This window comes from Sphingomonas olei, assembly GCF_045369765.1.
Classification (GTDB): Bacteria; Pseudomonadota; Alphaproteobacteria; order Sphingomonadales; family Sphingomonadaceae; genus Sphingomonas; species Sphingomonas panaciterrae.
Genome location: NZ_JBIQEU010000003.1, coordinates 322,295 through 347,848, shown reverse-complemented (window position 1 = coordinate 347,848; position 25,554 = coordinate 322,295). Strand labels below are relative to the sequence as shown.

At 67.3% G+C, this 25,554-nt stretch carries 28 protein-coding genes; 12 read left to right on the top strand and 16 right to left on the bottom strand.

Annotated features, from left to right (window positions below; all coding sequences use genetic code 11):
- Positions 1-89: 89 nt before the first annotated feature.
- From lepB to era, 3 genes are all read left to right on the top strand, one after another.
- Positions 90-938: a signal peptidase I gene (gene lepB / locus ACH0BU_RS06145; protein ID WP_314470569.1), complete on the top strand. Its 849-nt coding sequence runs from the start codon at positions 90-92 to the stop codon at positions 936-938.
- On the top strand, positions 931-1,620 hold the full coding sequence (gene rnc / locus ACH0BU_RS06140; protein WP_296222254.1) for a ribonuclease III: 690 nt from the start codon (positions 931-933) through the stop codon (positions 1,618-1,620). Before lepB ends, rnc begins: the two co-directional genes overlap by 8 nt.
- 89 nt (positions 1,621-1,709) lie before the next feature.
- On the top strand, positions 1,710-2,606 hold the full coding sequence (gene era, locus ACH0BU_RS06135) for a GTPase Era (protein WP_046411275.1): 897 nt from the start codon (positions 1,710-1,712) through the stop codon (positions 2,604-2,606).
- Here era and ACH0BU_RS06130 read toward each other — a convergent pair.
- Complete coding sequence (locus ACH0BU_RS06130; RefSeq protein ID WP_136451365.1) at positions 2,573-3,304, bottom strand: NAD-dependent deacylase; 732 nt, start codon at positions 3,302-3,304, stop codon at positions 2,573-2,575. The genes era and ACH0BU_RS06130 overlap by 34 nt on opposite strands.
- 113 nt (positions 3,305-3,417) lie before the next feature.
- Here ACH0BU_RS06130 and dapB point away from each other — a divergent pair, with 113 nt between their 5' ends.
- Positions 3,418-4,146, top strand: coding sequence for a 4-hydroxy-tetrahydrodipicolinate reductase (gene dapB, locus ACH0BU_RS06125; RefSeq protein WP_296222252.1), 729 nt, complete (start codon positions 3,418-3,420; stop codon positions 4,144-4,146).
- Between the two features lie 10 nt (positions 4,147-4,156).
- Positions 4,157-4,834, top strand: coding sequence for an endonuclease III (nth, locus tag ACH0BU_RS06120; RefSeq protein WP_125944693.1), 678 nt, complete (start codon positions 4,157-4,159; stop codon positions 4,832-4,834).
- Between the two features lies 1 nt (position 4,835).
- Here nth and ACH0BU_RS06115 read toward each other — a convergent pair whose 3' ends face one another.
- The 4 genes from ACH0BU_RS06115 to ACH0BU_RS06100 form a co-directional block, all read right to left on the bottom strand.
- Positions 4,836-5,600 carry an SDR family oxidoreductase gene (locus ACH0BU_RS06115; RefSeq protein ID WP_296222249.1) on the bottom strand — a complete coding sequence of 255 codons (765 nt, stop codon included), beginning with the start codon at positions 5,598-5,600 and terminating at the stop codon, positions 4,836-4,838.
- Positions 5,601-5,689: 89 nt separating this feature from the next.
- Positions 5,690-6,889 carry an acyl-CoA dehydrogenase family protein gene (locus tag ACH0BU_RS06110; RefSeq protein ID WP_314470562.1) on the bottom strand — a complete coding sequence of 400 codons (1,200 nt, stop codon included), beginning with the start codon at positions 6,887-6,889 and terminating at the stop codon, positions 5,690-5,692.
- The gene (locus ACH0BU_RS06105) at positions 6,886-7,950 is read right to left on the bottom strand and encodes an acyl-CoA dehydrogenase family protein (protein WP_314470560.1); all 1,065 of its coding nucleotides are present in this window, start codon (positions 7,948-7,950) and stop codon (positions 6,886-6,888) included. The genes ACH0BU_RS06110 and ACH0BU_RS06105 overlap by 4 nt, the downstream gene beginning before the upstream one ends.
- The gene (locus ACH0BU_RS06100; RefSeq protein WP_046411282.1) at positions 7,947-9,284 is read right to left on the bottom strand and encodes a flavin-containing monooxygenase; all 1,338 of its coding nucleotides are present in this window, start codon (positions 9,282-9,284) and stop codon (positions 7,947-7,949) included. Before ACH0BU_RS06100 ends, ACH0BU_RS06105 begins: the two co-directional genes overlap by 4 nt.
- A 107-nt stretch (positions 9,285-9,391) precedes the next feature.
- Here ACH0BU_RS06100 and budC point away from each other — a divergent pair, with 107 nt between their 5' ends.
- Positions 9,392-10,189 (top strand): meso-2,3-butanediol dehydrogenase, encoded by a 798-nt coding sequence (budC, locus tag ACH0BU_RS06095; protein ID WP_296218105.1) that lies wholly within the window; start codon positions 9,392-9,394, stop codon positions 10,187-10,189.
- Positions 10,186-11,082, top strand: coding sequence for an alpha/beta fold hydrolase (locus ACH0BU_RS06090; RefSeq protein ID WP_296218107.1), 897 nt, complete (start codon positions 10,186-10,188; stop codon positions 11,080-11,082). The genes budC and ACH0BU_RS06090 overlap by 4 nt, the downstream gene beginning before the upstream one ends.
- Positions 11,083-11,113: 31 nt before the next feature.
- Here ACH0BU_RS06090 and ACH0BU_RS06085 read toward each other — a convergent pair whose 3' ends face one another.
- Genes ACH0BU_RS06085 through ACH0BU_RS06075 form a run of 3 tightly spaced genes read right to left on the bottom strand, consistent with a single transcriptional unit; the run spans position 11,114 to position 13,786 of the window.
- Positions 11,114-11,944: a thioesterase family protein gene (locus ACH0BU_RS06085; protein ID WP_296218109.1), complete on the bottom strand. Its 831-nt coding sequence runs from the start codon at positions 11,942-11,944 to the stop codon at positions 11,114-11,116.
- Positions 11,945-11,972: 28 nt separating this feature from the next.
- A complete protein-coding gene (locus ACH0BU_RS06080; protein ID WP_296218111.1) occupies positions 11,973-13,040 on the bottom strand; it encodes an oxidoreductase family protein in 1,068 nt (355 codons plus the stop codon).
- Positions 13,040-13,786, bottom strand: coding sequence for an SDR family NAD(P)-dependent oxidoreductase (locus ACH0BU_RS06075; protein ID WP_136451372.1), 747 nt, complete (start codon positions 13,784-13,786; stop codon positions 13,040-13,042). Before ACH0BU_RS06075 ends, ACH0BU_RS06080 begins: the two co-directional genes overlap by 1 nt.
- Positions 13,787-13,909: 123 nt before the next feature.
- On the opposite strand from ACH0BU_RS06075, the gene ACH0BU_RS06070 reads away from it, so the two are divergent.
- Positions 13,910-14,218 carry an HNH endonuclease gene (locus ACH0BU_RS06070; RefSeq protein ID WP_136451462.1) on the top strand — a complete coding sequence of 103 codons (309 nt, stop codon included), beginning with the start codon at positions 13,910-13,912 and terminating at the stop codon, positions 14,216-14,218.
- 12 nt (positions 14,219-14,230) lie between these two features.
- Here the strand turns inward: ACH0BU_RS06070 and fdhD are convergent, their stop codons facing one another.
- Both fdhD and ACH0BU_RS06060 read right to left on the bottom strand, forming a co-directional pair.
- Positions 14,231-15,019 carry a formate dehydrogenase accessory sulfurtransferase FdhD gene (gene fdhD / locus ACH0BU_RS06065; RefSeq protein WP_125944699.1) on the bottom strand — a complete coding sequence of 263 codons (789 nt, stop codon included), beginning with the start codon at positions 15,017-15,019 and terminating at the stop codon, positions 14,231-14,233.
- A 45-nt stretch (positions 15,020-15,064) separates the two neighbouring features.
- Positions 15,065-15,616, bottom strand: coding sequence for a type 1 glutamine amidotransferase domain-containing protein (locus ACH0BU_RS06060; protein WP_046411293.1), 552 nt, complete (start codon positions 15,614-15,616; stop codon positions 15,065-15,067).
- A 172-nt stretch (positions 15,617-15,788) separates the two neighbouring features.
- On the opposite strand from ACH0BU_RS06060, the gene ACH0BU_RS06055 reads away from it, so the two are divergent.
- Together ACH0BU_RS06055 and ACH0BU_RS06050 are read left to right on the top strand one after the other, a co-directional pair.
- Positions 15,789-16,739: a DNA topoisomerase IB gene (locus ACH0BU_RS06055; RefSeq protein WP_082103278.1), complete on the top strand. Its 951-nt coding sequence runs from the start codon at positions 15,789-15,791 to the stop codon at positions 16,737-16,739.
- An 18-nt stretch (positions 16,740-16,757) separates the two neighbouring features.
- Complete coding sequence (locus ACH0BU_RS06050; RefSeq protein ID WP_136451373.1) at positions 16,758-17,978, top strand: mechanosensitive ion channel family protein; 1,221 nt, start codon at positions 16,758-16,760, stop codon at positions 17,976-17,978.
- Positions 17,979-18,043: 65 nt separating this feature from the next.
- On the opposite strand, the gene ACH0BU_RS06045 is transcribed toward ACH0BU_RS06050, so the two are convergent.
- From ACH0BU_RS06045 to ACH0BU_RS06035, 3 genes are read right to left on the bottom strand one after another with little or no spacing between them, the layout of a single operon-like run.
- Positions 18,044-18,433, bottom strand: a complete 390-nt coding sequence (locus ACH0BU_RS06045; RefSeq protein ID WP_296218122.1) for a hypothetical protein — start codon at positions 18,431-18,433, stop codon at positions 18,044-18,046.
- Positions 18,434-18,483: 50 nt separating this feature from the next.
- Positions 18,484-18,882 carry an alternative ribosome rescue aminoacyl-tRNA hydrolase ArfB gene (gene arfB / locus ACH0BU_RS06040; protein WP_125944702.1) on the bottom strand — a complete coding sequence of 133 codons (399 nt, stop codon included), beginning with the start codon at positions 18,880-18,882 and terminating at the stop codon, positions 18,484-18,486.
- Positions 18,875-19,525 carry an RluA family pseudouridine synthase gene (locus tag ACH0BU_RS06035; protein WP_296218125.1) on the bottom strand — a complete coding sequence of 217 codons (651 nt, stop codon included), beginning with the start codon at positions 19,523-19,525 and terminating at the stop codon, positions 18,875-18,877. The genes arfB and ACH0BU_RS06035 overlap by 8 nt, the downstream gene beginning before the upstream one ends.
- 49 nt (positions 19,526-19,574) lie before the next feature.
- On the opposite strand from ACH0BU_RS06035, the gene ACH0BU_RS06030 reads away from it, so the two are divergent.
- Complete coding sequence (locus ACH0BU_RS06030; protein ID WP_296218126.1) at positions 19,575-20,357, top strand: M15 family metallopeptidase; 783 nt, start codon at positions 19,575-19,577, stop codon at positions 20,355-20,357.
- 47 nt (positions 20,358-20,404) lie between these two features.
- Here ACH0BU_RS06030 and wrbA read toward each other — a convergent pair whose 3' ends face one another.
- Together wrbA and ACH0BU_RS06020 are read right to left on the bottom strand one after the other, a co-directional pair.
- A complete protein-coding gene (wrbA, locus tag ACH0BU_RS06025) occupies positions 20,405-21,007 on the bottom strand; it encodes an NAD(P)H:quinone oxidoreductase (protein WP_046411301.1) in 603 nt (200 codons plus the stop codon).
- Positions 21,008-21,110: 103 nt separating this feature from the next.
- Positions 21,111-21,824 (bottom strand): pirin family protein, encoded by a 714-nt coding sequence (locus ACH0BU_RS06020; RefSeq protein ID WP_046411302.1) that lies wholly within the window; start codon positions 21,822-21,824, stop codon positions 21,111-21,113.
- A gap of 129 nt (positions 21,825-21,953) precedes the next feature.
- On the opposite strand from ACH0BU_RS06020, the gene ACH0BU_RS06015 reads away from it, so the two are divergent.
- Positions 21,954-22,841 (top strand): LysR family transcriptional regulator, encoded by an 888-nt coding sequence (locus ACH0BU_RS06015; protein WP_136451377.1) that lies wholly within the window; start codon positions 21,954-21,956, stop codon positions 22,839-22,841.
- 6 nt (positions 22,842-22,847) lie between these two features.
- On the opposite strand, the gene ACH0BU_RS06010 is transcribed toward ACH0BU_RS06015, so the two are convergent.
- On the bottom strand, positions 22,848-25,349 hold the full coding sequence (locus ACH0BU_RS06010) for a TonB-dependent receptor (RefSeq protein ID WP_500263860.1): 2,502 nt from the start codon (positions 25,347-25,349) through the stop codon (positions 22,848-22,850).
- Positions 25,350-25,554 lie beyond the last annotated feature (205 nt).

Here is a 25,554-nt window from a genome sequence, read left to right as displayed (position 1 = left end):
CCGGCGTACGGCAAGTTCAGCGCGAACGGGAGGCGCAACATATCGTTCCGCCGCTTGACGTGCAGCCCGCGTTCGGCAACGCGCGATCCATGGCCGATCCCAAACCCGCCACGGGTGCCTCGCCCGCGAAAAAGTCCGAAATGTCGGAGACGATCCGCTTCCTCCTGAAGCTCGCTCTGGTCGTCTGGATCTTTCGCAGCTTCGTCCTCGCGCCCTTCTCGATCCCGTCGGAATCGATGCTGCCGCGCTTGTTGATCGGCGACTATCTTTTTGTTTCAAAGTGGAACTACGGATATTCGCGCTGGTCGATGCCGTTTGGATTTCCGCCGGTGCCCGGCCGGCTGTTCCCCCGCACCCCCGAGCGCGGCGATGTGGTGGTCTTCCGTTCCAAGGGCGCCGACGACCATGACGTCATCAAGCGGGTGATCGGCATCCCCGGCGATACCGTGCAGATGCGCGGCGGCCGGCTGGTACTGAACGGCCGCGCCATTCCGAAGCAGCGCGTGGCCGACTTCGTCCTGCCGCTCTCGCCCAATTTCACCACGCGCGAATGCGAGGCGGATTTCGTCAAGAATGACGTGCAGGGACCGACCTGCCGCATTCCGCGCTACCGCGAAACGCTGCCCGGCGGGCGCAGCTATTATGTGCTCGACCAGCATTACATCCCCGATGCCGACGACACGGGCGTCTACACGGTGCCCGAGGGTCACGTCTTCCTGATGGGCGACAACCGCGACGACTCAGCCGACAGCCGCTTCCCCGCGGCAGAGGAAGCGCTGCCGGGACAGGTGCAGGGTATGGGCTTCATCCCGATGGAGCGGGTCGAGGGCAAGGCGCTGGTGATCTTCTGGTCGACCGATGGCTCCGCAAATTGGCTGCTGCCATGGACGTGGTTCACCGCGGCGCGGTGGGATCGACTGGGCGGCGGCTTTGAGTGACCTCAGGCAATGGATCACCGACAATTTCGGTGAATCCCCCCAGGATCTGAAGCTCTGGGAACGCGCGCTCACCCATGCGAGCCGCGGCGACGTGCACTATGAACGCTTGGAATTTCTGGGCGATCGCGTGCTCGGCCTCGCGATGGCCGAATGGCTGTTCGATGAGTTCCCGGATGAGCCCGAAGGCGCGCTGTCGAAGCGTCTGAACGCGCTCGTCTCGGGCATCGTGTGCGCCGACATTGCTCGCGAAATCGGCGTGCAGGCGCATCTCAGGCTCGGCAAGCAGGCGCGCGACGATGGGGCGAGCGACAGCGACAATATTCTGGGCGACGTCATGGAAGCGCTGCTCGGCACGCTGTTCCGCGAACGCGGTCTTGATCCTGCCCGCGCGGTCGTCCGGCGGCTCTGGGCTTCGCGGCTCCATGCCGAAGCCGTTGCGCCGCAGCATCCCAAGTCGGCACTGCAGGAATGGGCGGCGGCCAACAATCGCAAGCCGCCGATCTATGAGGTGGTCGACCGGTCCGGACCGGGGCATGCGCCGCGCTTCACGATCCGGGTGACGATCCCGAAACTCGCCGAGGCAGTCGCCGACGGTGGCAGCAAGCAGGAGGCGGAAACCGATGCCGCGCGCACCCTGCTGAAGGAGCTGACGGCGGCCGCGCCGAAGCGCAAGAAGGGCTAGGTTCGGCCGCCCGCCGGCCTGCCTGCGGCGCGCTACGGCCTCGACGCTGACCGTCGCGGCCAGTATGGCGACGGCGAAGAATGCAAGGAATGACCATGACCCGTTGCGGCCTTGTTGCCGTGCTCGGCGCCCCGAACGCCGGCAAGTCCACCCTCGTCAACGCGCTTGTCGGGCAGAAGGTGGCGATCGTGAGTCCGAAGGCGCAGACGACCCGCACGCGGTTGCTGGGCGTCGCGATCGAAGGCGACACGCAGCTCCTGCTGGTGGATACCCCCGGCATCTTCGATCCCAAGCGCCGGCTCGACCGCGCGATGGTGGCCGCCGCCTGGGGCGGGACCGAAGGCGCGGACGTCGTTGCGCTCGTGGTCGATGCCAAGGGTGGCCTCGGCCCCAAGGTCACCGACATTGCGGAACGGATCAAGGACCGGCCCGAGCCCAAGTTCCTGATCCTCAACAAGGTGGACCTGGCGGACAAGCCCAAGCTGCTGGTCCATGCCGAAAAGCTGAACGCGCTTGTCCCCTTCGCGCAGACATTCTTCATCAGTGCGGCGACCGGCGATGGCCTGCCGGAACTCAAGCATGCGCTGGCCGCCGCCATGCCGGAGGGCCCGTGGCATTTCCCGGAGGACCAGGTGTCCGACGCCAGCGAGCGGACGCTGGCCGCGGAAGTGACGCGCGAGCAGCTCTACCTCCAGCTCCATGCCGAGCTTCCCTATGCGGCGACGGTGGAGACCGAGAAGTTCACCGATCGCGCCGATGGTGCGGCGGAGATCCACCAGCAGATCCTGGTCGAACGGCCGACGCAGCGCGCCATCGTGCTGGGCAAGGGCGGCGCGCGCATCAAGGAGATCGGGGCCAAGGCACGCGCGGAGCTTGCCGTCCTGCTCGACCGCCCGGTCCACCTCTACCTTCATGTGAAGGTGAAGCCGGGCTGGGACGAGGATCGCGGGGTCTATCGCGACATCGGGCTCGACTGGGTCGACTGACCCGCCAGCAATTCGTCCACCCAGGCCGGCACCAATGTGCTGGCCGGGCCGAGCCTGCTTTCATCGAACCAGCCGCTGCCGGCGGATTGATCGAGGTTCAGCTCCAGCGTCCGGGCGCCATGATGGTTGGCCAGTTGGACGAAGCCAGCCGCCGGATACACAGCGCCCGACGTGCCGATCGACACAAACAGGTCGCAGGTCGCGATCGCGGCCTCGATCTGCTCCATGCCGTACGGCATTTCCCCGAAGAACACGATGTCGGGACGCAGGTCCCCCGCCGCGCACGCCGGGCATCGCACCCCCGGCGGCAAGGGATCGGGCCACGCCCGCCGTTCGCCGCAGGCGGGGCACAAGGCGGAGCGCAGCTCGCCGTGCATGTGCAGCAGGCGCCGCGCCCCGGCACGCTCGTGCAGGTCATCAACATTCTGCGTGACGATCAGCAGATCCCCGCCCCATTCGGCGTCAAGCCGCGCCAGCGCCTCATGCGCCGCATTGGGCGCCACCGCGTTGAGCGCGGCCCGGCGCAGATCGTAGAACCGATGCACCAGCGCCGGATCGGCGGCCAGCGCGTCGGGCGTGCAGACATCCTCGACGCGATGCCCTTCCCACAAGCCGCCGGGACCGCGAAAGGTGGCGAGGCCGCTCTCTGCTGAAATCCCTGCGCCGGTGAGGATCAGGATGCTTCTCTTTTCGTTCATCGGTGGCAGCATAAGCGTTCGGTCCTCGACACGCGACTGCAACCGCCGCGTCCCACTCGACGTGCCGGAACAGCAACGATATCGGGAGCCCGCATGAACACCGAAGGACGCGCATGACCGCGATCGGAATCTATGGAAGCGAAGGCCGCATGGGGCGCGTGATCGCCACCATCGCGGAAGATGAAGGTGCGCGGATCGCGGGCGGCGTCGATGCGGGTGGCGATCCCGTCCCGCTGGCCCATGCAGCGGACGTGCTGGTTGATTTCTCCACCCCGGCAGCGCTGGAATCTCATCTCGCCGCCGCGGTCGCCGCGTGCACGCCGATGGTGATCGGCACCACCGGCCTGCTGCCGACGCATCACGCCATGATTGACCGCGCGGCGCAAGAGATCGCCGTGCTGCAGACCGGCAATACCTCGCTGGGCGTCACGCTGCTGGGTATCCTGGTGCAGGAAGCCGCGCAGCGGCTGGGGTCCGACTGGGACATCGAAATCGTCGAGATGCACCACCGGCACAAGGTGGACGCGCCATCCGGCACTGCCGTCTTGCTGGGCGAGGCGGCGGCGCGTGGGCGCCGCACGACGCTGAACGAGGAGCGGGTCGATGGCCGTGCCGGTCTGGTCGGCGCGCGCACCGAAGGGACGATCGGCTTTTCCTCGCTGCGCGGCGGCACCGTCGTCGGTGACCATCTGGTGGTATTCGCCGGCGAGGGTGAGCGGATCGAGCTGGGCCATCGCGGGGAGGATCGATCGATCTTCGCGCGCGGTGCGGTGAAGGCGGCGCTGTGGCTCGCCGACCGGCCGGCCGGGCGCTATTCCATGGCAGAGGTGCTGGGGCTGTGACGCCCACCCGATGAAGCGCGCCGACGTCTTCGAATTCTTCCGACGGCTGGCGGAGGCGAACCCGCACCCAGAGACGGAGCTTGAATCCGGCAACACCTATCAGTTGCTGGTCGCGGTGGTCCTGTCGGCGCAGGCCACCGATGCCGGAGTCAACAAGGCGACGCGCCGGCTGTTCGCGGAAGTGAAGACGCCGGCGCAAATGCTGGCGCTGGGCGAAGAGGGGCTGCGCGAGCACATCAAGACGATCGGCCTGTTCAACGCCAAGGCGAAGAACGTCATCGCGCTGAGCCAGGCGCTGGTCGACCGATATGGCGGCGAAGTGCCGGCGGATCGCGAGGCGCTGGAGCAGCTTGCCGGGGTCGGGCGCAAGACCGCCAATGTGGTGATGAATGTCGCGTTTGGCGCGGAGACATTCGCCGTCGACACCCATATCTTTCGCGTCGGTAATCGCACGGGGTTGGCCAAGGGCAAGACGCCGCTCGCCGTCGAGCTGAAGCTGGAAAAGGTGGTGCCCCAGCCATTCCGCCTCCACGCGCACCACTGGCTGATCCTGCACGGGCGCTACATCTGCAAGGCACGCAAGCCCGAATGCTGGCGCTGCCCGGTGGCGGACCTGTGCGCGTTCCGGCCCAAGACCCCGGCACCCGCAGCGCCGCCCAGCAAGGCGGCTGCGGCGACCGCTCCGTAAATCAGGAGGCGAAGGCCGCCTTCAGCCGCTTGCGCAGCCGGCCGGGCATGAAGCGGCGGGCGAAGTGCGCCTGCCGGCCAGCCTTGCCGACGATATATTCGCGCTCGCTGCCATGCGCCGCCTGCCACACCATCTCGGCCGCTTCCTCCACGGTATAGACGGGTGAATTGCCGATCGCGTCGCGGATCGTCTGGTTGCTGCCCTTCGACCCCGCGTCTAGGATCGGCGTCTCCACGTAGAACGGCATGACGCAAGTGACATCGACGCCATGCCGGGTCCATTCGGCATCCAGCGCCTCGGTCAGGCCGCGGACCGCATGCTTGGTGGCCGAATAGACCGCGAGGCCGGGCGATCCGACGATGCCGGCGACCGACGCCACGTTGACCAGCCGGCTGCCGGGCGTCGCCTTCAGGTGCGGCAGGGCGGCATAGGCACCGTTGACCACGCCCTTGACGTTGATGTCGATCTGCAGGTCGCTTTCGTCGGGCGTCACATCCTCGAACATGCCGTAGCGCGCGATCCCCGCATTGTTCAGCAGGATGTCGAGGCGGCCGGTCGTCCCGACGAACTCCTGCAGCGCATTGCGCCATTGGCCCCGGTCGCGCACGTCGAGCGGATAGGTGAAGAGGTTCAATTCCTCGCCGGCGCGGCGCATCCCGATCTCGTCAATGTCGCCGATCCCGACCGTCCACCCTTCGCGGGCAAAGCGCCGTGCCGCCGCAAGACCGATCCCCGACGCGCCGCCAGTGATGAAGATCGAACGCATATCGTGCCTCCCGCCCGTTGCCTGTGCCTGTGCCTGTGCCTGTCGTGCGATGGCGTGCGGCCCATCGCGCGCGAGCCGCACGCCATCGCCTATCCCGCGCGGACCTCCCGAAAGGGGATCGTCCGATCGACTTCCGGCTCCTTCGGCAGCCCCAGCACGCGCTCTCCGATGATGTTGCGCTGGATCTGGTCGGTGCCGCCGCCGATGGAGGTGAAATAGGCGTTCAGCGTGAGGAAGTTGGCGTCCTCCGCGCGCGGATGATCAGGCCCTTCGAGCAGGCTTTCCGCGCCAAGCAACATGGTGCGCACGCGTGCCTCCTCATGCAGGATGCGGCTCATCGCCAGCTTGCCCAGCGACATGATCGGCGACGAGGTGCCCTGTGCCAGTTCCGCCTTGGCGCGCTGCGTATTCAGCTTGTTGAGCGCCCGCCAGGCGATGACCTGCGCCACGTCCTGCCGCACGACCGGGTCGGCGAGCCGCCCGGCCTCCCGCGCGAGGCCGAGCAGCGCATGATCGCCCTTCGGCCCTCCAGCGCCGGATCGCGGACCGCGCGCCGCATCGCCCATGACCGACCGTTCATAGGCGAGCGCCGTCTGCAGCACGCCCCAGCCGCCATTCAGCGGCCCCAGAAGGTTCTCCTCCGGCACGAAGGCGTCGGTGATGAACACCTCGTTGAAATGCGCCTCGTCGGTGATCTGCCGCAGCGGGCGCACCTCGACGCCCTCCTGCCGCATCGGCAGGAAGAAGAAGCTGATCCCGCGATGCTTGGGCACGTCCCAGTCGGTGCGGGCGATCAGCATGCCGTAATCGGCAACCGCGGCGCCCGAGGTCCACACCTTCTGCCCGGTGACCCGCCAGCCGCCGTCGACCTTTTCGGCGCGCGTGCGGACGGCGGCGAGATCGGACCCTGCGCCCGGCTCCGAATAGAGGAGGCACATGCCGACCTCCCCGGCGAGCAATTGCGGCACGATCTTGCGCTTGAAGCTGTCGGTCGCGTGGGCGAGTGCGGTGTTGGCCCACAGGTTCGACCGGTCCTGCCCCGCCCCCGGTGCGCCGGCCGCGGCAAAGGCGCGCTCGACAATGCGAGCCTGTTCGTTCGACAGCCCTCGCCCGCCCCATTCCGGCGTCCAGCGCGGCACGGCCCAGCCGGCGTCGCGCACCTTGGCCAGCCATGCGCTGCGCGGATCGCGGCCGAAACTTTCGTGGTGGGCGGGAAGCCCGGTCCAGTTCGCGGCGAGCCACGCCTCCACCTCGGCGCGCAGATTGTCGTTGGTCACGTCGTCGCTCATGATTGCGCCTCCAGCGCCTGAAGGTAGCGTTCGCGCCAGACCTGGCTGTCGCCGTAGAGCTGCGCCGCCGATCGCGCGCGCCGGAGATAGAGGTGCGCCGGATGCTCCCAGGTGAAGGCGATGCCGCCATGCATCTGGATGCCGTCCTTCGCCACGCGGACGAAGGCGTCGGCGCAGGCGAAGGCCGCGAGCGCGATGGCGGCGTCCTTCGTCTCCGTCCGCTCGGCCAGCTGGCGCGCGGCGTCGCGGGCGGCGGAGGTGGCGGACTCGCTTTCGAGCAGCAGGTCGGCGGCCATATGCTTGATCGCCTGGAAGCTGCCGATCGCGCGGCCGAACTGATGCCGCTCCGTCGCGTAGGCGACCGTCATCTCGAGCATGCGGCGCGCGCCGCCCGCCTGCTCACCGGCGAGCGCCACCAGCGCGATGTCCTTCGCCGCGGCGATCCGCGCACCATCCGACACCAGCTCAGCCGGGCCGTGGAACGTCACGTCGGCCATGCGGCGGGTGCCGTCGAACACCGGCAGCGGCGTGACGGTCATGGCATCGCGCGCGACCGCGACTATCTGGTCATCGCAGACGACGAACACCGTGTCGGCGATGGCGGCGTCCGGCACGAAGCGGGCGACGCCGGTCAGCCGCTCCCCATTCCAGGCGACCGTGCTATGCCCGGCCCAGTCGTGCCGCCCGGCAAAGGCGACCGCCGCAATGCACGATCCATTGGCCAGCCCCGGCCAGTCGGGACACAAAGTGGCGGCAATCGCGGACGAGATGATCGGGGCGGGCAACAGCGCGGCGCCGACCTCTTCCATCACCAGTTCAAGCTCGACCGGGCCAAGCCCGGTGCCGCCCGCCTCTGCGGGGACCAGCAAGCCCGGCAGGCCCAGATCACACAGGGCGCGCCACAGCGCCGGATCGTGCCCGCTGTCGCTGTCCATGATCCGGCGCACGTGCTGCTCGGTGCACCGCTCCGCCAGCAGGCGCCGCACCGTATCGACCAGCGCCGCCCGCTCGCCTGCGTCGAGCGCGACCGGCGCGGCCGCACGCACCAACGTGTCGGTCATGCCGCAATCCTGCCCGTGCGGGCCTTGGCGCGCCGCTCGCCCTTGGCGATCTCCTTGTGGAGATCGGCGACGTAGCGCGCGAAATCGACCTGGATCGTGTGGCGCGTGGACTGGTAATAATCGCCCAGCTCCACCGCCTCATCCTCGGCGGTGATGCGGCGCATGTCCTCGACGCTGGGCAAGGCGTAGCGGCCGGCGAGGAAGGCGCCCGCCAGCTTCGACTGCTGCTCGGCGAAGTTGACCAGCGTCGGCAGCGGCTGGGCAAGACCCATGAAGAACAAGTCGTCGATGCCCGGGATCACCATGCGCTTGAACAACGGGAACCGGTTCTGCGCGTCGGGGAGCAGCGCCGGATCGTCGAAGAACGGGAAGCTGATGCGGTAGCCCGTGGCGTAGATGATCGCGTCCACATCCTCGACGCTGTCATCATCGAAGCGGACACGTGTGCCCTCCAGCGCCTTGATATTGGGCTTGAACTTGATGTCGCCACAGCTTGCCCGCGTCAGGAACTCGCCCGAGACGCTGGGGTGCGCGTCGAGCGGCTCGTGGTCGGGCTTGGGCAGGCCATAATCCTCCATTCGCCCGACCAGTTTCTTGATCGCGCGGCGGGCCAGCGCCTTGCCGAGCTTACGCGGCATCCAGGTCGGCATGGCGGATTTGTCCATCGGCTTGCCGCCCGCCATCTTGGGCAGCACCCACACGCCGCGGCGGGCCGACACCCACAGATTCTTCGCCAGGTGCCGCTGCGACAATTCGCTCGCCACATCCATGGCCGAATTGCCCATGCCCACGACGACGACGTTCTTGCCGCGCAGGTCGACCGGATCATAGGGATCGCGATAGCTGTGAACGTGGAAGTGCGGCCGATCGAACGTGCCGGGATATTCCGGCACGTTGGGGTCCCAGTGATGGCCGTTGCAGACGAACAGCACATCGTAGCTTCGCGTCTCGCCGGTGGACAGGGTGACGTCCCAGCCGCCGCGGGGGCGCCGCGACGCGCGTGTCACCTCGGTATTGAACGTGATCTGCCGACGCAGGTCAAAATGATCGACATAGTCGCGGAAATACTGGCAAAGCTGCGCGTGGCTGGGGAAATCGGGCCAGTCGGCCGGGACCGCATAATCCTCAAACGCGAGCCGCCATTTCGATGTGTCGATGTGCAGCGACTGGTAGCAGGCCGACCGGCCGTTGGGATTACGATAATACCAGTTGCCGCCGATATCGTCCGACATCTCGAAACAGTCGAACGAGATCCCTTCATCCTGCAACCGCTTCGCCGTCGTGAACCCCGAGCAGCCGGCACCGATGATGCAGGCGCGCTTGCTAGTCGTCATTTCCCTCTCCCCGGCTGCTCTTTCCCGGCAGCCATAACGAAAGTTATGATGGCCTGAAGCGGAGGCCGAATCAACAGGCGCCGGCGGAAGAGGATGCAGGGGAGAGGATGATGCGGTTTCAGGACAAGGTCACCGTGATCACGGGCGGCGGCTCCGGCATCGGCGCAGCAACGGCGCGGTTGATGGCGCGCGAACGGGCGAAGGTCGTGGTGGTCGATCTGGCCGAGGCGCCGGCGCGCGCTGTCGCCGACGAGATTGGCGGGACCGCGATTACCGCGGACGTGGCGGACCGCGCGTCGGTGGAGGCGTTCGTCGAGGCCGCGGTGGATCGCCACGGGCGGATCGACATCCTGGTCAACAATGCCGGCATCGGCTGTTTCGGGCGGACGCCCGATCTGGCGCCGGACAACTGGGAACGGGTGATCGCGATCGACCTCAACGCCGTCTTCTACGCCTGCCGTGCCGCAATCCCGCACATGACCGGGGGGAAGGCGGCGATCGTCAACACCGCCTCCATTTCCGGCATGGCCGGCGACTATGGCTTCACCGCCTATAATGCGGCGAAGGCGGGGGTGATCAACTACACCCGCAGCCTGGCGATCGACCATGCGCGCGAGGGCATTCGCGTCAACGCGCTGTGCCCGGGCCTGATCGCCACCCCGCTCACTGCCGGTGCGAAGGCGATGCCGGGCCTGGAGGCGGCATGGCATGACACCATCCCGATGGGCCGCGCGGGCACGCCCGAGGAGATGGCGGACGTGATCGCCTTCCTCGCCTCGGACGCGGCCTCCTATGTCACGGGTGCGATTGTCGTCGCCGATGGCGGCCAGACCGCCTGGACCGGCCAGCCCAACCTTCTACGCTTTGCCGCAACCGCATCAGCCGCCGCAGGAGAAACCGCATGACCCCCAGCTGGTCCCCCGCCCCCGAAAGCGGCATCACCATTCGTGAGGTCGTCGCCAATGGCCAGACCTTTGAAGTGGCGGAGGCTGGCCAGGGTGATCACCTCATCCTGTGCCTCCACGGATTTCCCGAACTCAATTATTCCTGGCGTTTCCAGATGCCGTTGCTGGCTGGCATGGGATATCGCGTGTGGGCGCCCAACCAGCGCGGTTATGGCGCGTCGTACCGGCCCAAGGGGGTCGCATCCTACACGGCCGACAAGATCGTCGAGGATGCCGCCGCCTTGTTCGACGCCAGCGGCGCCAGGAAGCTGACGCTGGTCGCGCATGACTGGGGCGGGGCGATCGCCTGGCTGTTCGCGATCTGGAAGAAACGGCCGATCGAGCGGCTGATCGTGATGAACCTGCCCCATCCCGCGTGCTTTGCGGAGGCGCTGAAGCATGGGCCGCAGCGCCGGCGCAGCTGGTACATGGCATTCTTCCAGCTGCCGTTCCTGCCCGAACGGATGATGGGTGCCCGCAATGCGCGCGGCGTGCGCGAGTCATTCCGCGGCATGGCGATCGACAAGAGCCGGTTCCCCGACCAGGTCCTCGACGTCTATGCCGAGGCCGCCCAGCGCCCCGGCGCGCTGACGGCCATGATCAACTGGTACCGCGCCGCTGCCCGCCATCGCGCGAGCATGCGGATCGGCGACGGCAAGGTCGATGTGCCGACGCTGATCGTCTGGGGGGAGCAGGACAAGGCGCTCGGCCTGGAAACGCTCGAGGGCACCGACCGCTACGTCGCTGACCTAACCATCCGTCGCCTGCCCGGCGTATCGCATTGGGTGCAGCAGGAAGCCCCGGAAAAGGTCAATGCGATCCTGATGGACTGGCTGCCGCGCGCGGACGAGTGATGGCGGGCATGACCGGCGGGCGCGGGGCCGCTCAGCGGCTCCGGGGCGTGGTGACGAGGCAGTGCCCGCTGCCCGTCGCGAGCGCCCTGCCCGCCTCGCTCCAGATGCGCACCCGCCCGCTGATCAGCCCGTCGCCGGACACGTCGCTGTCGGCATCGCTCAACAGCCACGCGCCCGCCGGCTCGCTGCCGTGGAAATAGACGGTCAGGTCCAGCGATGGCGCAAGATAGCGGGCCGCTTCCTCCAGCCGATGCCAATGACCCGGCCAGATGCCGAGGTCGATCAACAGCGCGGTCCGCATCGCATCGAAGAACAGGTCATCGGCCTGCCCCTCGTCCCACTGCGTAAACCGCATCCAGCGGCGCTGGTTGGGATGCTGCGCGGGCGGATCATCGTGGAGGCGGAACTCGACCGGGCGGCCCTCCAGGTTCTTCCAGAACTTGCCGGGCTGGATACCTCGCTCGGCGCTCAGCTCCTCCTGGTTGCGCAGCACCGCCGGGCGGGGAACGTCCGGCATCACGGGCTGGATCGGGGCGGACGGTTCGGCACGCCGGGTGGTCCAGACCTGAGACAGGAAGATCGGCTGCCCGTCCTGTGACAATGTGACCGCATAGAGTGCCGACGCGCCTTCCTTGAGCGGCGTGATCGAGATCTGGAGCTCGCCCGGCTGGGCCACGCGCACGAACTGGCCGGTCAGAGTTACGGGCCGGTGGCCGTCCAGCGCGCGTTCCCGCACGGCGCGCAGCGCGATGGCCGCAAGGTAGCCGCCGGCTGGCCCCCAGATTTCCCAGTCGCGATCAAGCGTGGCGACATAGCCATCGCCCGCCGCTCGTAGCGCGGTTGCCTCGATCAGCCCTGCCATGATGCGACGCCCTTCGCGGTACGCCGCATCATGCCATCAGCGCCAGAGCATCGCAGTCGATCGCCTGCGCACACCCGCCCCGCGCCATGGCAAGGAACATCGCGTCGCCGCGCTCGGTACGCTTGGTCGATGCCGAGGCGAAAACCGCGGTCGACACGCCGGACAGCAGCGTCAGGCGATAGTCACGATAAAGATCTTCATAATCATAGTCTTGCACGCCATAGCTGCGAAGATGATCGAGGTAATATTCCAGCAGGTGCCGCTCATGCCGGCGGCGATCCTCGATCGAGATGGCGAGGCCCATGAAATAGGCGACGTCGACGGCGCCCAGCCCGATCGCCGGCGATTGCCAGTCGAGCACCGCCAGCGGTACCTCACCGCCGCGCGCGTCGAACAGCATGTTGTCGAGCCGGAAATCGCCATGGGTCAGCGTGAAATTGCCCGGCTCCGGCGCCTTCGCGCTGGCGATCAAGGCGCCGTAGCGATCGCACACCGCCATATATTCCGGCTCCAGGATGCCGTCATAGCGGCGGTGGAACTCGGCAAGGCAGTCGGGAAACACGCTGATCACGAAATCGCGCGCGCCGCTGACGTTGAGGAAGGCATGGTCGCGCAGCGTCGCGTCGTTCCAGCGCGGCCCGTGCAGCGCCGCCGCCTGCTCCATCGCGCGTTCGGCATCGGCGATGTCGCAGCCGGTCAGCTGGTTGCCGGGCCGTGACGGCGTCAGATCCTCCAGCAGCAGGGCGAAGGTGCCGTCGGCCGGGTCATGCTCGGCCGTGATGCAGCCGGGCGAGCGGATCGCCACCGAATCCGCGATATGCCGGTAGAAGCCGACTTCGCGCTCATAGAGGCCGAAGCCCGCGCCGGTCTGCCGGCTGGTGGGATCAGCGCTGGCAAACTTGCCGACGAACGATCCGGGCGCCCCCTCGTCGCGGTCATAGCGCATTTCGAAGCGGATCGAATCGCCGAGCATGCCGACGCCGACCGGGGTCGCGGTGACATCGACGACGCTGGCCTCCCGCAACACGCCTGCCCCGCGCAGCCGCTTGGTCAGCCACGCAGCGTCGACGGCGCCTGCCTCTAGATCGGCGCTCATCAGCAGCCCCCGTCGCAGCGAATGACGCTGCCGGTGACGAAGCTTGACGCTGGGCTTGCGAGGTAGAGCGCGCTGGTCACGATCTCCTCCGGGCGGCCCGGGCGGCCAGCCGCGTTGTCGGCGGTTTCGCGCGCCTCCTCGGTCCAGGCCTTGGAAATGTCGGTCAGGAACGGCCCGGCGGCGATGCCGTTGATCCGGACCTTTGGCCCATATTCATGCGCCATGCTGACCACCATCGCGTTCAGCGCCGCCTTTGCCCCGGCATAGGGCACAACGCGCGGGGTGGGGCGCAGCGAGGCGATCGAGGAGGTCGCGAGGATCGCCCCGCCCTTCCCCTCCGCCATGCGATGAGCAACGTTGGCCATCAGCCGGAACGGGCCCTTGAAGTTCAGGCCGACGACGCTGTCGAACAACGCCTCCGACACCTCGTGGCTGGGGACCAGCGGCCCCATGCCGGCGTTGGCGACCAGGATGTCGAGCCTGCCGAACGCAGCCCATGCCTCGTCCGCAAGCCGGTCCATCTCGTCCCACTTCGCCGCATGCGCCGGGATCGCGACGGCGCGCCGGCCCTTCGCCTCCACCTCGGCAACCACCGCCTCGCAGGCGTCTGCCTTGCGGCTCGACACGATAATGTCTGCGCCGGCATCCGCGAAGGCGAGCGCCATCTGGCGCCCCAGCCCGCGCGAGCCACCGGTAATCAACGCAACCTTGCCCGACAGGTCGAACAACGGATGTGGTACGGCCATCCTCGTCTCCTAAGCGTCGCCGATCGTAAGCCGGCTGACTTAGGCGTGTTATGCCGATTGCGGCGGCGGCTGCAAGTGACGCGGGCAATGCCTATCTTGGCCGCGATGGGACGCGTGAAGCGGATGATGGGGTTGCGGGAGGCCGAGCGGCGGGTGGCTGCCAGCGGGCCCGAGCGATGCGCGCTGTGTGATCGGCCGCTGGGCGTGCGGACGGAGTGGCATCATGTCGTGCCGCGGAGCGAGGGTGGCACGCAGACCGCGCCGCTTCACCCGATCTGCCACCGCGCCATTCACGCCGCGGCGGACAATGCGACCTTGGCGCGGCTGGGTGATCTTGCCGCATTGAAAACCCTGCCAGCGATCACGCGGTTCCTGAAGTGGATCGCGCACAAGCCGGCCGACTTCCATGCGCCGACGCGGCGCGCGCGCTGACCCGCCGCGATCTCAGCCGGCGAGCAGCGAATCCCCGCGCACCAGCACCCGCAACGCGAGGCCCGCCTGCGCCGCACGATCCAGCGCGAGGCGCGTCGGTGCGGAAATGGTCGCCAGCAGGGGGCAGCGGGCGAGAACAGCCTTCTCCACCAGTTCGTAGGAACAGCGCGACGTCAGCAGCGCGAAGCCGCCGTTCCAGGTGAGGCCCGCCCGGGCACCGGCGCCGATCAGCTTGTCGAAGGCATTGTGCCGGCCGACATCCTCGCGAACCATCAGGATCGTGCCGTCGGCGCTGCACCACGCCGCCGCATGCACCCCGCCGGTAGCGGCATTCAGCGGCTGGTGCGCGGCGATGGCATGATAAGCGCGGAAGATCGCCGCATCCTCCCCCGCCCAGCGCGCGGCCGGGGGCAGCGGCCGCATCGCCTGTTCCATCGTCGCGATGCCGCACAGGCCGCAGGAGGCGTCCGACGCGCGATGGCGCACGCGATCATTGACCCGCTGCGCGACGCGCCGGGCGAGCGTCAGCCGCACGACGACGCCGCCCCCGGCCTCGTGAACGTCGATCGCGCGGACATCCTCCGGCGTGTCGATCAACCGCTCGGTGAGGGCGAAGCCGACGGCCAGATCCTCGAGCGCGTCCGGTGTCGCCATCAGCACGGCATAGCCGATGCCGTTGCATTCGATCGCGATCGGCCGTTCTTCCGGCACCGGGCGCGTGGCCGCTGATTGCGCCCCATCAGCGACGATCAGGCGAAACGGCCGCGCGGCGGCGGTACGATCATCGAGCAGCTGCGTCATGAGATTACCCTGCGCCCGCCCCGGGGGCGGGGCAAGGCATGAGGCTCAGCCGGCAAGTTCCTCCTCCAGCGCGGACAGGAGCGCGCGGTTGAAGGCCGGGATATCATCCGGCTTGCGGCTGGTGATCAGGTTCTCGTCGATCACGACTTCCTCGTCGACGACATCGCCGCCGGCATTCTCCAGGTCGGTGCGCACCGATGGCCAGCTGGTCACGCGGCGCCCCTCGACCACGTCAGCCTCGACCAGCAGCCAGGGCGCGTGACAGATGGCGGCGACGATCTTGTTGTCGTCCATGAATTCGCCAACGATCGACACGGCACGATCGTTCATCCGCATCGTGTCGGGATTGCCGACGCCGCCGGGCAGCAGCAGCGCGTCGAATTCCTCCGTATCGACCTGATCCAGCGTCAGATCCGGCGTGATGGTGCGCGTGGGATCCTTGTCACCCTTCACACCCTGGATCGGATCGGTCTTGATCGAGGCCAGCGTCACCTGTGCGCCGGCATCCAGCAGCGCCTGACGCGGTTCGAACAGCTCGGAATCCTCGAAGCCATCGGTTGCCAGGATAAGGACGCGGGCACGCGAAAGATCGGCCATAGGGGGTAGCTCCTGTCTCGGGGGATTGCCCTTCACAACCCGCCGGCGGGACCGCCGTTCCGGAACCGTGCGATAGCCCGCGCATTTCCTGTGCCACGCGGAGGTCTTTCCAGTGGCATCGACGACAATCGTTTATCACGACGATGAGGAACCCGGGATCACCCGGCGCAAGATGCGGCATGGCTGGGGATATTTCGACCCCGATGGTGCCCGCATCACCGATCGCGAGGAGATCGACCGGCTGAACAGCATCGGCCTGCCCCCCGCCTATCGCGACGCGTGGTTCTGCCCCGACCCGATGGGCCATATCCAGGCCGTCGGATGGGACGAGAAGGGCCGCAAGCAATATCGCTACCATCCCGAATTCCGCGCCGCGCGCGAGGATGAGAAATATAATCTGTGCGCGGCATTCGGGCGCGGCCTTCCGCGACTGCGCGAGCGGGTCGAGCAGGACCTGAAGAGCCGCCGGCACAGCAAGGAGAAGACGATCGCCGCGATCGTCAAGCTGCTCGACACCGCGCACCTGCGGATCGGGAACGAGACCTATGCGAAGAGCAACAAGAGCTTCGGCGTGACGACGCTGCGTGATCGTCATGCCCGGATCAAGGGCAGCACGCTGCGCCTGCAATATCGCGCAAAGTCGGGAAAGATGCGCACGCTGACGATCACCGACGGCAGCCTCGCCCGCTTCGTCAAGAAGTGCCAGGACCTGCCCGGGCAGAAGCTGTTCCAATATGTCGACGCGGACGGCGAGCCCCGTCCGGTCACCTCCTGCGACGTCAACGCCTATATCAAGGAAGCGATGAAGGGGGATTTCACCGCCAAGCATTTCCGCACCTGGGGCGCCAGCGTCATCGCGTTCGAGACGCTGGCGCAGGCGGACAAGGACATCAGCCTCAAGACGCTTCTCGCCCCCGTCACGGAGAAGCTGGGCAACACGCCGGCGATCGCGCGCAAATCCTATGTCCACCCGGCGCTGATCGCGCTGATCAAGGATGGGCAGGAGGCGTTCCGCGCCGCGCTGCACCTGCCGCGCTCGACCCGCTGGCTCAGCCGCGCCGAACGCGGCTTGATCGCCTTCCTTGAAACGGGTGAGAACGGCAGCGCGCAGCAAGCCGCCTGATTGAACCAGAAGGTCATAATGACAGCAAAGAAAACCGAGGCGTCGTTACCGAAGATTTCCTCGGAAGAGGTCGAGCGGCAGATCTCCACCTTTTCCTTCACCAGTATCGACTGGATCAAGGATCATTGGCTGCAGATCACGATTGCCGCCGCCATTGGCGCCGGCATCGTTCTTGCCCTGCTGTGGCTGCGCAACCTGGGGCCACGCCTCGCCCGACGATCGACGTCGGGCGCCGGCTGGTCCGCGATCATCGGCCGGGTGATCGCGCGCACGAGCACCTTCTTCATCGTCATGGTCGCCGCCCGCCTCGTCGTCGGCTATGCGGACCCGCCCGAGATCGTCGCCCGGACGATCCACTTCCTCTTCACCGTGGCGGCCGTTTTCCAGGCAGCGATCTGGGCCCGCGAGCTGATCCTGGGCGCCATCGAGCACCGTACGCGCGCGGAGAATTACTCCGGCGAGGCGCTGATGAACGCGATGGGGCTGATCCGCCTCCTCGTGACCATCGTGGTCTTTGCGATCGCGCTGGTGGTTGTCCTCGACAACCTTGGCGTCAACGTGACGGGTCTCGTCGCTGGCCTTGGCGTCGGCGGCATCGCCATCGGTCTGGCGGCGCAGGGCATCTTCGCCGATCTGTTCGCGGCGCTGGCGATCATCTTCGACCGCCCGTTCCGTCGCGGCGATTCCATCACCTACGATTCAAGCTCGGGCACGGTCGAGGAGATCGGGCTGAAGTCGACCCGCATACGCGGCGTCAATGGCGAGCAGCGGATCATCTCCAACCGCAACCTGCTCGACAAGGAGATCATCAACAATTCGCAGCGGGAGCGCCGCCGCACGAAGCTGGCAATCGGTGTCGCCTATGAGACCGACCGCGACGTGCTCCAGCGTCTGCCGGAGATCTTCAAGGAAGTGGTCGAGGAACAGGGCCTGGCGTTCGTGCGCGCCGGTTTCGTCTCGTTCGGCGCCTCCTCGCTCGACTATGAGTTGGAGTTTGAATCGCCGTCAGCCGACTATCAGGAGGCATATGACGGGCGGCATAATGTCGGCATGGCGCTGTATCGCCGGCTGGATCAGGAGGGAGCCTCGATCCCCTATCCGACGCAGACCACCTATACCGCCGCGCCCGACGGGCGGCTCATCATGCCCTTCCCCGACGTCCAGCCGATCCGCGACGTGACGACGCAGGGCCATGGCGACGCGGAACGAGCGAGCGGGAAGCGCAGCAACATCGTCTGAGGACGACTGACCGCTGGATTGAGACGGAAAGAGGGCACCATGCGAGCGGCATGGTGCCTTTTTTCTTAGCGCTGCTTGGCGAACAGGCTCGACATGAAAACGCCGGCCGCATCGCTCAGCGCGTCGACCACGCGGCTGGGATCAACCGTGGTGCCTGCGGTACCGGGAGCGCCGGCAGCGCCAGCGTCCGCCCCGGGCGCATTGTCCGCGCCGGTCGCCTGGTCCGTGGCGGCGGCGCGCTGATCATTCTTGCAGCCATGCTCGCGCGCCTGCCGTGCCGCGACGGCCGCAGCGGCGGTCGCTGCCATGGCAAGGCCGGAGGCGATCGCCTGGCGACCGGCCGGGGTGCTCGCCTTCTCGATCAATGCTTCACCGGCACGACGTGCTTCCTTGGGCACCTTGATCCCGCCGATTTCCTTGGGGATCCGAAAGCCCTTCTTGTCCTTCTTCGCCATACCGTCCTGTCCGCTGGTGTTTCGGCAACATAATACACCAACGAACTTGTTCAATAGTCACGCACCTTGCCGCGGCCGGCCTTTACCGCGCTGCGCCCCTTCTTGGCGTCGACGCGGCGCGCCTTGGCCGCGCGTGACGGCTTCGTCTTCACGCGCCGCGCCTCGCGCTCCTCCGCCTTTTCCAGCAATTCGGCGAGGCGGGCGCGCGCGTCGGCGCGGTTGGCCTCCTGCGTACGGTAGCGCCGCGCGGTGAGAACGAGCGTTCCGGCGGCGGTCAGCCGCGATCCCGCCAGCAGCTTCAGCCGGCGAAACGTCTCGGGATGCAGCCCTAGCCGATAGACGTCGACGCGCAGCTGGCACGCCGTCGCGACCTTGTTGACGTTCTGCCCGCCCGGCCCGGTGGCGGCGAGGAAGCGCTCCTCCAACGCCTCCTCCGGCACATCAACCATCGAAGCCGATCTCGGCAAAGCGCGCCGGCCATGGCGCCTGCGCCGCCGCATCCGGCTTGCCGGGGCGCGGCACGACCAGTTCCGCGGCGTGGAGCATCATGCCCGCGGGATGCGCCGTGCCGTACACCGGGTCACCCAGCACCGGCACGCCGAGCCCCTCCAGCGCGTGCACGCGGATCTGATGGGTGCGCCCGGTCGCGGGATGAAGCTCGACCAGCGCCTTGCCGTCCTTCTCACCCAGCAGGCGCCAGCGCGTGCGCGCTGCCTTGCCGGCCGGATCGCCTGTCATGCGCCAGCCGCGCTCGGCCGACGAGATCTTGACCAGCGGCAAGTCAATTTCCCCCTCCTCACCCTGCGGCACGCCGTCGAGGATGGCGACGTAGCGCTTGCGCACCGTCCCCGCCTCGAACGCCTGCTGCAATCGCGCGTGCGCCTTCGGATTGCGCGACAGGAGCAGGCAGCCGCTGGTGTCGCGATCCAGCCGGTGCACCGCGCGCGGCCAGCGGCGAAACCCGAAGGTGAGGTTCGCCAGATGGTTTTCCAGGCTGATGCCCCCGGCGCGCGGGGGATCGACCGGCAGCCCCGCCGGTTTGTCGATGATCAACGCCTCGCCATCGAGGAACAATACCCGTTCATTCAGCATGAGACTGCCCTTGCCATCGCGACCGCGCGGAGGCCAGAGAGAGACACGGATGCAACCACACCTTCCTCTTTCTCTCGCCGCGATCGCACTTGTCGCCGGTGGGCCGGCGCAGGCGCAATTGTGCAATGGCGTCAGTATCACCAAAAGCCCGGACGGCCGCGCGCTCGGCCACTTTCCCTATGGCGATGCTGCTCCCGACGCACTGATGGCGGTACCGCCGTCGATGGCGATCGGCGCATGCCGGTTGCGGCCCGAAGCCGCCGCCGCGCTGCAGCGCCTGCTGACCGCTGCGGCCGGCGACCCGGCGGTGCAGGGCCGGCTCTACGCCTTCTCCTGCCATCGCTCGCTCGTTCACCAGCAATGGACCTTTTGCCGGACGCGCGAAAGCGCCACTGGCGTCGATCGCGCCATCTCCGCCGCGCCGCCCGGACACAGCGAACATGGCACCGGCTATGCCGTGGATTTCACCGTGCGCCCGGCCGACGGCTGTCCCGATGCCGAGGCGTGCATGGCGGCCAAGCCCGCGTTTCGCTGGCTCACCGCCAATGCTCCCCGCTTCGGCTTCGAACTGTCCTTCCCCACCAGCAACAAGCAGGGCGTGAAATGGGAGCCGTGGCATTGGCGCTGGGTGGGAACGTCGAGCGCAGAGCCTGGCGCTGCGCGCGCGCGCTTCCTGTTCGCCAAGGCGCGCGCGGCCTTTCCCGCCAATCCGGCGATCGACCCGGTGTTGCCGCGCGTCGTACCCCCGGTGGTGGTGCGGACGATCGAGCAGGCGCCCGCTGACGAGAAGGGCAAGAAAAAGCGGCGCCGCAAGGAGCGACGCCGCGACTGATGTCTTCCCCCCGCACGCCAAGGATCGTGCAGGAGGGAAGCTCGTGGTCAGGCCTTCAGCTTGGCCGCAACCTCGGCAATGCGCTTGCCCTGGTAGCGCGCGCCGCCCAGGTCGATGTCGCTCGGCTGGCGGCTGCCGTCACCGGCGGCCAGCGTCGTCGCGCCATAGGGCGAACCACCGTGGATCGCCTCCATGTTCATCTGCGCCTGATAGCCATAGTCGAGACCGACCACCGTCATGCCGAAGTGCAGCAGGTTGGTGATGATCGAGAACAGGGTGACTTCCTGACCGCCATGCTGGGTTGCCGTGGAGGTGAAGGCGCCGCCAACCTTGCCGTTCAGCGCGCCCCTCGCCCACAGGCCGCCGGCCTGGTCGAGGAACGCGGCCATCTGGCTCGGCATGCGGCCAAAGCGGGTCGGCGCGCCAATGATGATCGCGTCATAGTCGGCGAGCGCGTTCACGCCCTCGATCTCGGGATGCGAGGTATCGACCTGGAAGCCTGCGGCCTCCGCCACCTCCCTGGGGGCAGTCTCCGGCACGCGGCGCACGTCGACCGTGACGCCCGCCTCGCGCGCACCCTCGGCCACGGCGTCCGCCATCTTCGCGAGGTGGCCGTAGGACGAATAATATAGCACCAGAACCTTGGTCATCGTGATTGCTCCTTGCTCCCTTTCCGCGCCGGAAAGGCGTTTGATTTGCCGGGCCAGGGGCCCGATTGGCTGTAGAACGACCTATTGCGGCCGGCTGGCCCGGCTATTCGGCGTCGACCAGCACCAGTTCGGCATCCTCGCGGGCGACGATCTCGTACGTGCCGCCGCCGAGCGCCGCGCCGTCACGCGCGTCGAACGGCTCACCGTCGATGGTGATCGCGCCGCGCGCCGCCACCAGATAGGCGTGGCGCCCCTCACCCACCGTATAGGTCACCTGCTCGCCGGCGTTCAGCGTCGCGCCCATGACGCGGGCGTCGGCACGGATCGGCAGCGCGTCGGCATCCTCGGCAAAGCCGCTGGCGAGCGTGACGAACCGGCCGGAGCGGTCGCCCTTGGGAAAGGGCTTTGCGCCCCAGCTGGGGCTGCCGCCGGTCGAGCGCGGCTCGATCCAGATCTGGAACAGCGTGGTCGGCTCATTCTCCAGATTATATTCCGCGTGGCGCACGCCGGAGCCCGCGCTCATCACCTGGACGTCGCCGGCGCCGGTGCGGCCGGCATTGCCCATCGAATCCTGATGCGTGATCGCGCCGCTGCGGACGTAGGTGATGATCTCCATGTCGCGGTGCGGATGCGGCGGGAAGCCGGTCTGCGGCGCGATCGTGTCATCGTTCCACACCCGGATCGCGCCCCACCCCATGCGCGCGGGATCGTAGTAGTTGGCGAAGCTGAAGTGATGCCGGGCGTCGAGCCAGCCGTGGTCGGCATGGCCAAGCGATGCAAAGGGCCGGCGTTCGATGCGGGTGCGGATGTCGGTCATGAGAACCTCCGAAGTGTTGCTGCGGAGATAGGATCAACCCTGCATCGCGAAAACAGAAACGATTGAAACGTATTGTTTCCGTCATGAGGTTGAGGCTATGCGGGGTGACGTTCTTTGGAGACGCCACAGATGCGCTTACCCGACCTCGAAGCCTGGGCGATTTTCGCCACCGTGGCCGAACACCGGTCCTTCACCGGAGCAGCCGAGACCCTGGGGCTCAGCAAGGCCACGGTGTCGAAGGCGATCGCGCGGCTGGAAAGTGATCTGGGCCAGTCGTTGTTCCACCGCACCTCGCGCCGCTTGGCGCTGACCGAGGCGGGCCGCCCGCTCGCCGAACGTGCCGCGATGATCCTGGCATCGGCACATGCGGCGGAAGAGGCGGCACGTGACGCGGCGCGCACACCGGTAGGCCGGGTCCGTCTGGCCGCGCCGATGACCTTCGGCGTCAGCAATGTCGCCCCCCTGCTGGCCGATTTCCTGAGCGCACACCCGGGGATCGAGGTGGAGCTGCACCTCTCCGACGCGCGGGTCGATATCGTCGCGGAAGGGTTTGACGTGGCATTGCGCATTGCCGAACTGCCCGACAGCTCGCTGCGGGCGCGGCGGCTGTGCTCGATCCAATCCTATCTGGTCGCAGCGCCCGCCTATCTCCAGCGGCGGGGCACTCCGACCCATCCGGGCCAATTGGGGGAGCATGAACTGCTCGGCTACACCAATTTGTCCGGGCCCTGGCGATTCCGCGGTCCCGGCGGTGCCGAAGTATCGGTGAAGGCGCAGGGGCCGCTGGCCGCGAACAGCGGCGAGGCGCTGATCCCTGCGCTGGTCGCCGGGCTCGGCATCGCACGCCTGCCCGCCTTCATCCTGGGCGACACGATGGAGACCGGGCAGGTGATGGAAATCCTGCCCGACTGGCGCCCCGCCCCGGTCGGCCTCCACCTCCTCACCCCGCCAAGCCCGTTGCGCCCCGCCCGGGTCGAAGCCTTGATCGCGTTCCTGGGCGAGCGCCTGCGCGATTGAGGCCGCTCAGAAGGCGGCCGACAGCGTGAAGCCCCAGGTGCGCGGGTCGCCCGGCTGGCCGACGATCAGCCCGGTCGAGCCCGACTGGGTGGCGAGCAGCTCGTAATAATCTTCGTCAAAGGCATTACGCAGCCAGGCGAACAGGTTCAGCCCGTCGTCCGTCTTGAACCCGAGGCGGAAGTTGGACAGCGCATAGCCATCGACCCAGGTATAAGCGGATGGCGAGGGATTGGACGAGAAGCGGGAGCGATAGCTGCCGTCATAGCCGATATAGACCTGCCCCTCGCGGCCGGCGATCGACGTCGGGATGCCGTATTCCGCGCCATAGCTGAACGCCCATTTGGACACGCCCGGCAGTACCTGGCCGGAAATGTCGCACGACGGCGGGCTGATCGCACCGGGCACGCCGGCGGGACCTGGCCGCTGCCCCGGCGCCGCGGCGGGGCCGCCGGACAATTCGGGCGGGCACGGCGCATCGACGAAGCGGACATATTTGGCGTCGGTATAGGCGCCGTTGATGTAGAGGTTCAGGCCGCTCACCGGCCGGAACGCGCTGTCCACCTCGATCCCGCGCGTGCGCACCTTGCCCGCATTGGCGAGATAGCCGCGCAGCACGCCGACCTGCTGGTTGTTCACCGTCGCCTGATAATCATCGATCTCGGTCCAGAAGGCGGCGACATTGACGGTGGCGCGGCGATCCCAGAACTGGGTCTTCAGCCCCAGCTCGAAATGATTGACCGTTTCCGGATCGATCGTCTGAACCGCCAGGATCGGATTGTTGGCCGCGTCGAGCGGCGGGCCCGACAGGTTGATCCCGCCCGATTTGTAGCTGTGCGCGTAGGTCGCGTAATAATGGATGTTGGAGGTGATGTCGTACGACACGGTGATGTCGCCCGAGATGTTCCAATTGTCGAATTGCGGCTGGTAGCTCTGCGGTGACAGGACGCCGCGCTGGTCGTTGGTCAGCACCGCGCTGCCGCTGCCGTTGGTGACGACGGCGACATAATCGCCCTCCTTCTTGTCGTAATTGACGCGAAGGCCCGGCGCTATTTCCAGCCGATCGGTAGGCCGCCACGTCAATTTGCCGAACAGCGCGGCCGACGTGTTCTTGAACCCGATCGTGTTGCGCGAGGTCAGCCCGTTCAGCACCGCCGGGTTGCAGGCGGCGCTCGTCGGGGTGGCGCAGCCATTGGGGCCGAAGGGCGGATTGCCGGGATTGAGCAGGAAGCGGCTGGCCGCCGACCCTTGTGACTGAAGCCCCTGCGTGTCGATCGTCTGGTAGAAGTAAAATGCGCCCACCGTATAATCGACCGGCCCCTTCGTATCCGAGGCGTAGCGGATCTCCTGCGTGAACTGGCTCTGCTGCGACGGGTTGGCCGAAACAGGGGTGATCGGCAGCCCGATGAAGTCGCGGTCGTTGGATGGGTTCCAGTGCCAGAAGCGCCACGCGGTGACCGAGGTCAGCGTGCCCGAGCCGAGCGTCCAATTGGCCAGCGCCGATGCGCCGCCAAGCTCCTGCTCGGCGCGCAGATCGGTATCGACGTCGGTCAATCGGTCAAAGGCGTTGGTCGACGGCGGCGCATAGCCGAAGGCGGCGGAGAGGGCGGCGAACTGCCGGCTGACCGGGCGCTGCGTCGTCCCTACCCGCGCATAATATTGCACGCAGCAATTGGGGTTCTGGCGGTTGTAGTCGGCGAACAAGGTGACATCGAGGTCAGGGCTGGCGCGAAACAGCATCTGGCCGCGCAGCCCGACATTGTCCTGGCTGTTCTGCCATTCGCGCTGGAGCGTGTTGTACACCGTGCCGCGCCGCGTGGTGATCGAGCCGGAGATGCGGGCGGCGACCACATCGGCGACGATCGGCCCGGACACCGAGAACTTGCCCTGGAAGAATTCGTAATTGCCGCCGCTCACCTCGACCCGGGCCTCGGGATCGAAGCTGGGCCGCCGGGTCGTGATGTTGATCGCGCCGGCGGTCGTGTTCTTGCCGTACAGCGTCCCCTGCGGGCCGCGCAGGATCTCGATCCGTTCGGTGTCGGTGAAGTCGAACGTCGCAGAGGCGATGCGGCTGTAATAGACCTGGTCGACATAGATGCCGACGCCCTGCTCGATCCCGTCGTTGGTCAGGCCGAACGGCGCGCCGAGCCCGCGGATGTTGGCCGCCGAGTTGCGCGGATTGGTCGAATAGAATTGCAGCGTGGGCTGAAGCTGGGTCAGGCGATTGACGTTATAGGCGCCCGTTTCCGCCAACGCCTCACCCCCGATCACCGACATGGCGATTGGCACGCTTTGCACCGTTTCGGCGCGGCGCCGCGCGGTGACCACGATGTCGCCGCCGCCCTGCTGCGCGGGGCCGAGCCGCCCCGCCGCCCCCGTCTCCGTCTCCGGCACTGATGCAGGGTCCTGATCCGCGGCCGGCGCCGGTGACTGTCCCTGTGCCGTTTGCGTCACGCTTTCGGATGGAGAAGCGGCCGGAGCGGCCAACAGGATGGCAAGCGTAATCGACATCGACATCGTCCCCTGAACTGTTGATGCAACGTCCATCAACAAAGTGGGGATTGCAATACCCGATCAACTTAGAGGGATTTTGAGAGGCCTCTTGAAATATGTCTTGACCTTACCAGATTTCCTCCGTGCGGCGCCGATGCCGGGCCGTACAGACGGTGGCGCGACGCTGGTCGTGCGCCTCCGCTTTCAACTCGCTCATTGGAGG